Source organism: Cloacibacterium caeni (genome assembly GCF_907163105.1).
Lineage (GTDB): Bacteria > Bacteroidota > Bacteroidia > Flavobacteriales > Weeksellaceae > Cloacibacterium > Cloacibacterium caeni_A.
In genome coordinates this window covers 2,350,393-2,362,133 of record NZ_OU015321.1, presented here as the reverse complement: position 1 = coordinate 2,362,133, position 11,741 = coordinate 2,350,393, and the positions used below count along the sequence as shown (strand labels likewise).

Sequence of the window (11,741 nt, the reverse complement as noted above, 5' to 3'; positions counted from 1 at the left end):
ACGTATTCCTGTTGCTAAATTCAGTAATTTTGCAGAAATTTAATTTTAAAATAAAAATTTATCTCAACATCATATGTCTTTAATCAAAAGTATCTCAGGAATCCGTGGAACCATCGGTGGTAAAGTAGATGATAATCTTACACCTGTAGATGTAGTAAAATTTACTGCAGCTTTCGGAACTTGGCTTCAAAAAAATAAAAATAAAAAAGATTTAAACTTAGTGATTGGTCGTGATGCCAGAATTTCTGGCGCAATGGTTAATTCATTGGTTACCGCTACTTTACAAGGTTTAGGAATTCATGTAGTAGATTTAGGACTTTCTACCACCCCAACTGTGGAAGTGATGGTTCCAGAGTTAAAAGCTGATGGCGGAATTATCTTAACCGCTTCTCACAATCCGAAACAATGGAACGCATTGAAATTGCTCAACGAAAAAGGAGAATTTATCAGTGGAAAAGATGGTGCAGAAATGCTAGAAATCGCCGAAAAAGAAGATTTCAACTTTGCCGAAGTTGACGATTTAGGAAAATACGAAACTAGAACAGACGCTTTTGACATTCATATTCAGAAAATTCTAGATTTACCAATGGTAGATGTAGAAGCCGTAAAAGCTAAAAAATTCAAAGTGGTTCTTGATGCGGTAAATTCTACCGGTGGAATTTCGCTTCCGCCACTTTTAGAAAAATTAGGTTGCGAAGTAGTGAAATTGTATTGCGAACCAAACGGACAATTTCCGCACAACCCAGAACCTTTGAAAGAGCATTTAACAGACATTTGCGATTTAATTAAAAAAGAAGGTGCAGATGTAGGAATTGTAGTGGATCCAGATGTAGACAGATTGGCACTTATTGACGAAAATGGCGAAATGTTCGGCGAAGAATACACTTTGGTAGCTGTGGCAGACTATTTGCTGAGACATAAGAAAGGAGTTGCGATTTCTAACCTTTCTTCAAGCCGAGCTTTGAGAGATGTTGCTAGAAATCTAGATTCAGAATATTTTGCAAGTGCTGTAGGAGAAGTAAATGTGGTGACTTTAATGAAGGAGAAAAACGCAGTTATTGGTGGAGAAGGAAATGGCGGAATTATTTATCCAGATTTGCATTATGGAAGAGATTCTTTGGTTGGTGTAGCATTATTTTTGACGCATTTGGCAAAAGAAAACAAAACTGTTTCTGAGTTAAGAGCTACATATCCAGCTTATTACATGGGTAAAAAGAAGATAGAGCTTACTCCAGAAATAGATGTAGATGCATTATTGGTAAAAATGCAGGAAGAATATAACATTTCGACTTCGCTCAATGTGGAAGAAATTTCTACGATTGACGGTGTGAAAATTGATTTTCCAGAAAATTGGGTTCACCTCAGAAAATCAAACACAGAACCTATTATTAGAATTTATACAGAAGCCTTTTCTCAGCAAGAAGCAGATGAACTGGCAGACAAAATGATAGCAAAAATTAAAAGTTTAATATAGAGATTAGAAATCAGAGGTTAGAATCTAGAAAATGTATTTTAAAATCTAACCTTTAATATCTAAAATCTAATATCTATAAAATAATTTGGAAGAATTTTTTGAAAATGAGCTTGCTAAAAAGTTCGAAGACATGATAGAAAATAACGAACAGTTCTACTTTGACACAGAAGAAGTAGAAGACATTGTTATTTTTTATTTAGAAATGGGAGACATTAATTTTGCAGAAATGGCTGTGAATTATGGTTTAAACCTTCACCCTAATTCTATCGAACTAAAAGTTAAGCAATTAGAGGTCTTTTTAGAACTCGAAAAATACGTTCAAGCTCGTCAATTAATTGAAGAGTTGAAACCTTCATGTTCAGAAAGCACCGACTTTTTGGTTTGTTGTGCCAAATATTATTCTAACAACGGAAATCCCAGAAAATCAATAGAATTTTGCGAAAAAGCATTAGAACTTGAAGAGGAAGAAAGCTTCTTGCATAATTTCATTGCAGATGAATATTACAATCTCCAAGACCCTTTTAATGCATTGAAAAACTACAAATTAGCATTAAAACACGATCCTCAAGATGAATATGCGCTAGAAAGTGCGATGATGTGTTATGGCGAAATGACTCGTCATGCAGAAGCAGAAGAATTTTTGCAAAATTATATCAATCAGTTTCCTTTTTCGGAAACCGCTTGGTTTGAAATGGGACAATTCTATTTCAACCGAAAAAACTACGAAAAAGCAATTCAGTCTTTCGATTATTTACTAGCGATTAATTCTGATGCAGCTGGAGTTTATGCCAATAAAGCAGCGTGTTATGAAGCGATGGAACAATGGGAAAAAGCGATTGAGGTTTACGAAGAACAGCTGGAATTAGAATACACCAAAGCTTTTACTTTTTACAAAATTGGATTGTGCTACAAAGCAGCCAAAAAAAATATGGAAGCGCTTCGTGCTTTTCAGAAATCTTTAAGAGAAGACCCACAGTTTTATCTTTCGATGATGGAACAGAGCGATCTTTATTTGGAAATGGGAAGTATGAAAGAAGCCTTACATTTTGCTAAAGAAGCAGTTGCGCTGAATGAAAACAACTTAGAATTCCAGAAGAAATTGGCTTTTCTTTACATAGATTCTGGTAGATTCGAAGAGTCACTTTCTTGTCTTAAAAAATTAGTAGATGTAGAGCCAAAAAGATTTTACAATTGGTATGCATACAGCGAAGTAATCATGCTTATCGGTGAATATGAAGACGCAATTACTGTTTTAGAACAAGCTACCAAAATTCACCAGAGAGCAGAATTGTATTATCAGCTCAGCAATTCTTATCTTCACTTAAATGATGAGGAAAACGGCCAAAAAGCATTGCAAAAAGCCCTAGAATTAGATGAAAGTCTTTCTAGCGACATGCAAGAAAAATATCCTTTTATTAAGGAGCAGATTTCTAAAGAAAAGAGTAAAAATAAATAGCAAATCCTGAGAAATTCTTGGGATTTTTTTATTTATAATTCTGTTCTAAAAACCAAAAGAACTCTTCCATTCTATACACATTATTCGCAATTAAAAAAACGAATAAAATTCCTACAATAACCGTCAGAAAAGAAAGCATTTTTGGAGAATTTTTATACCCGAAAAACAACCAACCGAGCATCATAGGAACCACAAAAATAAAATGTCCGCCGTAAATGTAAGAAGTGTGCAAACCAAATTTCAAAACACAATGGATGAGAATATCCACAAAAAACGAAAGCATTAGAATCTGAACGAATTTGTTTTTGAAATTCTTAAAATAACTCCAAAAAACAAGAACCAAAACTGCGCCAACAAAAATATACGGAGCTACAGATGTGAAAACATCCATAAATAGGGCATTGTAATGGAAGCCTTTTTTATTGTGATAATCTCTCACCACGAAATTAGAAAAAATCATATTTCCCCCGAAAAACCAAGACGAAATCATATCCCAAAGTGGCGTAACTTTCGGTTTTGAGAATTTTTCGTATTGTTCACCTGTTTTAGTGAAAATCCTCATGTAATCCCAATCTAATCGGTATAAAAATAACAACACGAAAACCGCTGCTGAAATCAGAACTCTAATCGTGGCATTGAAAAAGTTTTTAAAATTCTTGAATAAACCTTTCTCAAAAAGGATAGGAATGTAGACTTTTACAATATTCGTAATGGTTAAACCACCTACTAAAACCGAAGCAAAAGTGAGCGGAAATAGAGAAATTTTCTTCTCTTTTTTGAGTTTTGCCGCTGCGTAATAGTTAAAAGCCACCAAAAACAGCAAAGTATAAGTATAAGTTTCTGGCGTGAACGAAAGCAAAATTGGAGTCGTAAAAAAAGCAAAGAAAAAGGTAATTAATACATTGATTTTCAATGGAATTCTTACAATATTTCTTAAATATTTAAACAGCTGCACCAAAGCCAAACTCACTGCAAAATTACTGCACCAAGCCAAAACCAAACGGAAAATTTCGTTCTTTTTACCATCCGAAATCCAAAGTGCAAATTCTCTGATAAAATCAAAGAAATAGTTAGAAAGCGGATGTCTCTCAAAACCACCACCTGTCATTACAATCGAGCGATTATCAAAACTAAAATAAGCGTCCCAAGGAATTCTATCATCAAATATGATTCTGTAATTCAGGGCGATATAGCTTCCTAAAATTCCGTAAGAAGTTAGAAAAATGATGAACAAAACCCATTCAATCCCATTGCTTGGGAAAATCAGTTTTAAAGTGTCTTTGAATTTTTTCAAGGATAAAATTTTTTGCAAAAATAATTTATTTTAACCACAAAAGAGACAAAAGATAAAAGACGTTTTTAAGTTATTCAATAGTAAAAAAAGTAAAAAAATTCTTTTTTTTTTACTTTTGAAATTCTTGTTTTCAAACCATTCTTTTGTCTCTTTTGTGGTTAGATTCTTATGAAGAACAAGAAAGTGAGCTGCAACCTACTACTCCTTCATATTTTTCTGGTCTTTTTACTGAAAATTCTGGATAGATTTCTTCGTAAGGATTTTGTAAAGCGTTCCAAAGTTTGTCAAAAAGTTCTGTTTTGCCTTCTTCCATTTCGGCAATGCAATCGTACAGCAAATAGTTTCTCAAGACAAATTTCGGATTGGCTTTTTGCATGATTTTTCGGCTTTCTTCTTTGGAAATTTGATTGTAAGAAAGTCTTTGTCTGTAATTTTCTACAAATTCTATAACCAAAGCTTCTTGCTCTTTATTCAAGTTCTGATAAAAAGAATTTCTGAAATGCTCAACGATATCTGAACCTTCTTCAAGGCTTTCTAACTGACTGAAAAACAAAGTGTAATCTGTAGAAATTTCTTCCATTAATTTTTGCCAAGAAGTGAAAAAATCGGCGTCATATCTTTCTAGTTTTTCAAACCCAAATTTCTTCGCCATCATTTCATCATGCTTTTTCCAAAACATTTCACTGTAATCAATCAAGATTTTTTCTAGCGCAGCTTCATCTTTAATTAATGGGAAAAGTGCGTTCGCTAATTGAATTAAATTCCAATGAGCAATGTGCGCTTGTTTACCAAAAGCGTATCTTCTTCCAGGTAAATCGGTTGTATTGGAAGTGAAATTCAGATTATATTCATCTAAAAATGAGAATGGGCCGTAATCTATCGTATTTCCAATAATACTCATGTTATCGGTATTCATTACGCCATGAGTAAATCCTACTCTAATCCACTCTACAATCATATCGGCGGTTTTTTCGCCCACTATTTTGAAAAATTCCAGATATTTCTCCGTAGAATTTTTATCAATTTCAGTAAAGTAATTTTCGATGGTAAAATCTGCGAGTTTTTGTAAAGTATCGAGTTCATTTCTCGCAGCTAATAATTCAAAATGCCCAAAACGAAGAAACGTTTCCGAAGTTCTAATAATCACCGCTCCTTGCTCAAAATCTACATTTCCGTTGTACATGATATCTCGTGCCACTTTTTCGCCAGAAAGCGAAAGAGAAAGCGCTCTTGTAGTAGGAATTCCCAAGTGAAACATGGCTTCACTCATGAGATATTCTCTGATAGATGAACGCAAAACAGCTCTTCCATCAGCATGACGAGAGTATGGAGTCGCTCCAGCTCCTTTCCACTGAATTTCTGTTGATTTTTCTTCAGAATTTTGAATTTCTCCTGCATAAATGGCTCTTCCATCGCCTAATTGACCCGCCCATTGTCCGAACTGATGACCTGCATAAGCCGTAGAAAATGTTTTTACATTTTCTGGAAGTTTGGTAGCGTTTAAAAAATCTGTATCCTCTTGTTTTTCAATTTTTCCCAAGCCAATTTCTTCGGATAAATTTTCGTTAAAGTGCAATAACTGTGCTTTTTTGAATCCATAAATGTCGGTAAGTGCAAAAAAGAAATTGGGCGTTTGTCTTTGTATAGGATTTCCTGAAAAATCTCCTGGAAAAAGATCTAAATATCTCTGTGTAATTTTATCTAAATTCATTTTGCAAAACTAAATGATTTTCAAGAAAAAACCGCTTCAAATAAGATTGAAACGGTTTATCATTTTTATTGATTGAAATCTACTTCGTCTTTGTTCAGATTTTCGTTGAGATTTTCTTCTTTAGGTTTGTTGTTTTTAGGCTGATTGTCTTTTGGTTTAGGATTTTTGATTTGGTCTATGGTTTGTAATCCTCCATCGTCTCCATAACCTCCAAGTCCTTGTAAATCTGCACAATCTCCTGTCCAATTAGAAGGTTTAGCAAATTTATCATCTGGTGTAATTCCGAGTTCTTTATCTGCCCAAACTTTCTTCATGAAAATTCCCCAAATTGGCAATGCCATTTTTGCACCTTGACCTTCTCCTGTACTAAAGAAGTGGGTTGCTCTGTCTTCCCAACCTACCCAAACTCCAGTTGCTAGATTAGGTGTAATTCCCATGAACCAACCATCTGAGTTATTCTGAGTAGTACCAGTTTTACCAGCAATTTCTACAGTTTCTAGGATTCCCATTCTTCTTAGTTCACCAGAAGCTGTACCGAATCTTGTAACGCCTTTCATTAAATCTATCATGGTATAAGCGTACATTTCGTTCATGACTTCTTTGGTTTCGTTTTTCACTTCTTTAATTACTCTACCATTAGCATCTTCTATACGCCAAACCATTTCTGGTTTTATGTAATTTCCAAAATTTGCAAAAGAACTGTAAGCTCCCAACATTTCGTAAATGGTAATATCTGTAGAACCAAGTGCGATTGCATATTCATTTGGCATTTCTTCTGTTACTCCTAAATCTCTAGCCAATTGGATTACTTTTTTAGGACTTACAGATTCTATTAATCTTACCGCAACAGGGTTTTTAGAATGTGCTAAAGCGTCTCTCAAAGTAAGATTACCACCATTACCTTGTACTTCCCAATCTCCTTTAGTATAAGTAGCATTAGAAACGGTAGAACAAGGAGTCATTCCTAAATTCATAATCGCAGTAGCATAAACAAAAGGTTTAAATGTAGAACCTACTTGTCTTTTTCCTTGTTTTACGTGGTCATATTGAAAATGCTTCCAATCGATTCCTCCTACCCAAGCTTTGATATCACCAGTTGCAGGTTCCATAGACATTAATCCAGCTTGTGCAATTTGCTTGTGGTATCTGATAGAATCATACGGAGACATTTCGGTTTCTTTTTCTCCTTCCCAAGTAAAGATGGTGGTTTTGGTAGGTGTTTTGAAATCCATCAAAATAGAATCTTCTGAAACTCCTTCTGCAGCCAATTGTTTATATCTGCCAGTTCTTTTCATAGCAGCGAGCATAATATCATCTATTTGCTTTTTCTTCAAGAAATAGAAAGGTCTATTAGGATTTCTGCGTTGTTCTGAATCAAAACTTTTCTGAAGACTGGTCATGTGTTCCTTAATGGCTTCTTCTGCATATTTCTGCATTTTAGAATCTAAGGTTACAAAGATTTTAAGACCGTCTCTGTAAATATTTACATCTTTACCGGTTTCTTTTTCGTATTCTTCTAGGTAATTATTGATTTCTTTTCTCAAATAATGCTTGTAATAAGCAGAATATCCTTCGTCTACAGATTCTACAGGATGGAAATCTACTACGATGGGTTCCGCTACTACTTTGTCATAAGTAGCTTGGTCTATATAGTTGGTTTTAAGCATTTGCTCTAGAACCACATTTCTTCTTGCTTTTGCCTTTTCAGGATATTTTATCGGGTTATTTCTTACTGGATTTTCGAGCATTGCTACAAAAGTGGCTGCTTCTGAAAGCGTAAGTTCTTTGGTAGGTTTATTGAAATATATTCTAGAAGCGAGTTCTATTCCGTTTGCATTGTGCAAGAAATCAAACTTATTAAAATAGAGCGTGATGATTTCTTCTTTGGTATATCTTTTCTCCAAACTTACTGCAACAGACCATTCTTTCAATTTTTGGAAAGCTCTTTGAAATTTATTTTGAGAAGCACCTTTAGTAAACAATAATTTTGCCAACTGCTGAGAAATAGTAGAACCACCACCTCTTTTCCCACCATAAGCTACCGCTCTTGCAAAAGCTTGCAAATCAATTCCTGAGTGCTCACGGAAACGTTCATCTTCTTTTGCCATTAATGCATATACTAAATGCGGCGGCAAATCTTTATAGGTAACCGGAATGGTTTTTTCTTTCTCGAATTTTCCTAAGGTAACGCCATCAGATGAAATGATTTCTGAAGCTACGTAAATATCTGGATTTTCTAGTTCATTTACATCTGGCATATCTCCCACAATTCCTTGAGATACAGCAAAAAACAAAAATGCTGTTCCTAGAATTATTCCTCCTAAGCCAAGCCAAATGAATTTGACCCATTTTTTATAACCGAAGTTTTTTTGCTTTTTGGGTGGCAACGGAAAATTAAGTGTGCTGCCTTGTTTTACAGTGTTTTCCATATAATGATTATGGTTGTGTTGAATTTTCTAATTTTACGCCCAAATCTTCAATTCCTACTAGACTATTGGTTCTCATTCCTTGTTTTACACCAATAATGTATTTTCCTTTTTTCGGGAATTTATATTGGTTTTTATATTGAAATAATATTTCTTTAGTCTCGCCAAAACCTTTTCCTAACCATTCTCCATTCGGTTTTGCCATGATGTAGTTAAGCGTATCTATTTTAAAATTTTTCTCATTTTCAGCTTTGAGGTAAGTAATTAAAAACAGATTACTATAAGGATAATCGTTATTATTTCTTACAACAAATATAATGTTTTTAGGAGTGCTGGTGTCTTCTATATTCATAGTGAACAACAGTTCCTTTTTCTTATCCCAAGTTCCGTTTACTTCATTCATAGAAACCACTTCATTATTATAGGAACATGAAATAAGCATTATAGAAACGAAAAATATCTGAAAATATTTAATCATTATTATTTCTTTTTGGAGTAAATCTTTTTTTGTTTTTATTAAACTTTTTAGGAGCGTTGGTTTTTTCAGGTTTATTATTATCCTTTTGAGCTTCTGTCTCTTTGGTTACCTGCTCTGCTCTATTATTTCCTGTATTTTTATTTCTATGCTTGTTCGGTTTCTTTTTCTCAAACCTATCTAGATTATTCTCCTGAATTAAATCTACTGTTTCTACTTTATCTGCTCCTGTGAAGGTTTTCAATTCTTCTAATGGGATAGATTTTTGCCCTTTGCTATTGATTTTCATCAATTTTTTAACCTCAGCAACGTCTAAATCATACCAAGCCATAGAATTATCTACATAGGCAAACCACATTTTCTTTTTGAAAACGTCTATTTTAATGCAAAAAGCTCTTCCTTTTTCGGTTTCTAGAATAGTATTAGAAGAAGGAAAATCTGATAATGCATCTACATAACTGTCTAATTCAAAATTGAGACAGCATTTTAATTTACCACATTGTCCTGCTAATTTTAGCGGATTGATACTTAACTGCTGATATCTTGCCGCATTGGTATTTACTGAACGGAAGTCTGTAAGCCAAGTAGAACAGCATAATTCTCTACCACAAGAACCTATTCCTCCTACTTTGGCAGATTCTTGTCTGTAACCTATTTGCTTCATATCGATCTTTGTTTTGAAAGATGAAGCGTATTCTTTAATCAGTTGACGGAAATCTACTCTACCTTCTGCGGTATAATAAAAAGTAGCTTTCGAACCATCACCTTGATATTCTACATCGGTGATTTTCATTTCTAAACCTAGATTTTTAGCAATTTTTCTTGCCTGAATCTTTGTTTGGTCTTCTTTTTTTCTGGCATCTTGCCAAATCTCTACATCTTTTTGTGTAGCGACTCTATAAATTTTTAGGGCAGCATCTTCAGAAAAATGTTTCTTTTTCATCTGAATTTTAACAAGTTCTCCTGTTAAACTTACTACACCTATATCGTGACCCGGATTAGATTCTACTGTAACTACGCTACCAATATGAAGCGGCAACTGGTTTACATTATTGAAATAGCATTTTCTATCATTCTTAAATCTCACTTCTACAAAATTGCACTTATTCTGTTTAGGTGCCTGTATTGTAGATAGCCAATCAAAGACGCTTAATTTATAACTATTCCCACAGGTATTGACATTTTCGCAACCTGTAGCGCTTTTAGTAGCACAAGAATGTTTAGAATCTCCGGATGAATTACATCCACAACTCATAATAATATTTTAATTCTTGCAAATTTAGTATAATTTTTAAACAATTTGACATAAAACAATAAGTCTATCATCACGAAGTCTAAATTATCATGTTTTTACATTAAAATCATTTTTTAATATAATATTAATGAATATTATGCAATATTATTAAATTATTCATAATTTATATTTCGAGCTTTACATGCAATACATAATTATTGTTTAATATTATTTTAATTAAACAATTGTTTAATAATTTATTTTAATTGACTTAACAAGTATTTGATATTCAATTGTTTATTTTTTTTAAATCAAAAAAAAAATGATAAATAATAAAATAAATTTAATTTTTGTTTAATTTTTTTAATATAATTTTAACATTTATATATAAATAAATTCTATATTTGGCGCAATAATTATTAATTAACATGAAAAGAATTTTAATAACTACAGCTCTTTTAGCTGGCGTATTTTCTTACGCAGGAGGTTTTAGAGTATCATTACAAGGTGTAAAACAGCTTGCAATGGCTCACACTAGCGCGCATACAGAAGATGCGAGTGTAGCTTTTTTTAACCCTGCAGGTATCTCTTTTATTCCTAGCAAATTGAGTGTTGCAGTGGGTGGTTTTGGTGCAATTTCTGAAGTAGAATACCAAAGTCTAGAAACTTTACAATCTTACAAAACAGAAAACCCAGTAGGAACACCTCTTTATGCAGCGATTGCATATAAAGTTACAAATAATGTTTCTGTAGGCTTAAGTGTTACTACACCATTCGGAAGTACAGTAAAATGGGCAGATGATTGGACCGGTAGAGAAGTTGTTCAAAAAATGGAATTGAAAAGCTTCTATTTCCAACCTATGGTTTCTTATAAATTTAATGATTGGGCTTCTATCGGTGTAAGTTACATCTATGCAAAAGGTATGGTAGATTGGGACAAAGCAGTTACCAACCTAGGAGGAACATTTAATATAAATGACGAAAAAGCAACAGGTTCTGGTTTTGGATTAGGTTTCTATCTTAAACCAAGCAGTAATTTAGATTTAAGTATTGCTTATCGTTCACCAGTTATTATGAAAGCTGATAACGGAGTAGCAACTTTCACTGGAGTACCTGCAGCTGTGCTTACCTCTCCTCAATTAAATGTAGGAGCAGATGGTCAAGATGCATTTACAGCAGAATTACCACTTGTAGATGAGTACACAATTGGTCTTACTTATAAAATCACACCAAAATGGTTAGTATCTGCAGATTTCAATTACCATGGTTGGGAAAGATACAGCAAATTAACGCTAGACTTTGAAAATGCTCAAGTTGGAAACCAAGCAGATAAAACGGTTTTAGTATCTCCTAAAAACTTCAAAAATGCTAAAACATTTAGAATTGGTACACAATATATGCTAACGGATAAATTAGCAGGTAGATTAGGATACTATTTTGATGAATCTCCATATGAAGACAAATATTTCATCCCAGAAACTCCATCTTTTGACGCTAGCGTAGTAACAGCTGGTCTTGGATATAAATTTGGAAAGTTAGGAGTAGATTTAGCAGCTGCTTTATCATTCCCAGAAGCAAGAAAAGTAAACAACGATTACTTAAGCTTCAGAGGACAGGCTAAAGCTAAAGCAATGTATCTAGGTTTAGGTTTCACTTACAATGCATTTTAAT

General features: G+C 33.5%; 8 protein-coding genes. 3 read left to right on the top strand and 5 right to left on the bottom strand.

Features of this window, described 5'->3' with window-relative positions:
* Positions 1–73 precede the first annotated feature (73 nt).
* Positions 74–1,474, top strand: coding sequence for a phosphoglucosamine mutase (glmM, locus tag KKQ76_RS11005; protein WP_213197180.1), 1,401 nt, complete (start codon positions 74–76; stop codon positions 1,472–1,474).
* A gap of 85 nt (positions 1,475–1,559) precedes the next feature.
* Positions 1,560–2,930, top strand: a complete 1,371-nt coding sequence (locus tag KKQ76_RS11000) for a tetratricopeptide repeat protein (RefSeq protein WP_213197179.1) — start codon at positions 1,560–1,562, stop codon at positions 2,928–2,930.
* 28 nt (positions 2,931–2,958) lie between these two features.
* Here the strand turns inward: KKQ76_RS11000 and KKQ76_RS10995 are convergent, their stop codons facing one another.
* The 5 genes from KKQ76_RS10995 to KKQ76_RS10975 form a co-directional block, all read right to left on the bottom strand.
* Positions 2,959–4,224, bottom strand: coding sequence for a DUF6080 domain-containing protein (locus KKQ76_RS10995; RefSeq protein ID WP_246501397.1), 1,266 nt, complete (start codon positions 4,222–4,224; stop codon positions 2,959–2,961).
* Positions 4,225–4,390: 166 nt separating this feature from the next.
* Positions 4,391–5,935 (bottom strand): protein adenylyltransferase SelO, encoded by a 1,545-nt coding sequence (locus KKQ76_RS10990; protein ID WP_213197178.1) that lies wholly within the window; start codon positions 5,933–5,935, stop codon positions 4,391–4,393.
* A gap of 65 nt (positions 5,936–6,000) precedes the next feature.
* The gene (locus KKQ76_RS10985; RefSeq protein WP_213197177.1) at positions 6,001–8,364 is read right to left on the bottom strand and encodes a penicillin-binding protein 1A; all 2,364 of its coding nucleotides are present in this window, start codon (positions 8,362–8,364) and stop codon (positions 6,001–6,003) included.
* Positions 8,365–8,371: 7 nt separating this feature from the next.
* Positions 8,372–8,839, bottom strand: a complete 468-nt coding sequence (locus tag KKQ76_RS10980; RefSeq protein ID WP_104792984.1) for a gliding motility lipoprotein GldH — start codon at positions 8,837–8,839, stop codon at positions 8,372–8,374.
* A complete protein-coding gene (locus KKQ76_RS10975; RefSeq protein ID WP_213197176.1) occupies positions 8,832–10,091 on the bottom strand; it encodes a PSP1 domain-containing protein in 1,260 nt (419 codons plus the stop codon). The genes KKQ76_RS10980 and KKQ76_RS10975 overlap by 8 nt, the downstream gene beginning before the upstream one ends.
* 407 nt (positions 10,092–10,498) lie before the next feature.
* On the opposite strand from KKQ76_RS10975, the gene KKQ76_RS10970 reads away from it, so the two are divergent.
* Complete coding sequence (locus KKQ76_RS10970) at positions 10,499–11,740, top strand: OmpP1/FadL family transporter (protein WP_213197175.1); 1,242 nt, start codon at positions 10,499–10,501, stop codon at positions 11,738–11,740.
* The last annotated feature ends 1 nt before the right edge of the window (position 11,741 follow it).

Excerpts from the sequence above, each read along its gene's own strand:
- glmM (WP_213197180.1), top strand. The coding sequence starts at position 74 with ATGTCTTTAATCAAAAGTATCTCAGGAATCCGTGGAACCATCGGTGGT.
- KKQ76_RS10990 (WP_213197178.1), bottom strand. The coding sequence starts at position 5,935 with ATGAATTTAGATAAAATTACACAGAGATATTTAGATCTTTTTCCAGGA.
- KKQ76_RS10985 (WP_213197177.1), bottom strand. The coding sequence starts at position 8,364 with ATGGAAAACACTGTAAAACAAGGCAGCACACTTAATTTTCCGTTGCCA.
- KKQ76_RS10980 (WP_104792984.1), bottom strand. The coding sequence starts at position 8,839 with ATGATTAAATATTTTCAGATATTTTTCGTTTCTATAATGCTTATTTCA.
- KKQ76_RS10975 (WP_213197176.1), bottom strand. The coding sequence starts at position 10,091 with ATGAGTTGTGGATGTAATTCATCCGGAGATTCTAAACATTCTTGTGCT.
- KKQ76_RS10970 (WP_213197175.1), top strand. The coding sequence starts at position 10,499 with ATGAAAAGAATTTTAATAACTACAGCTCTTTTAGCTGGCGTATTTTCT.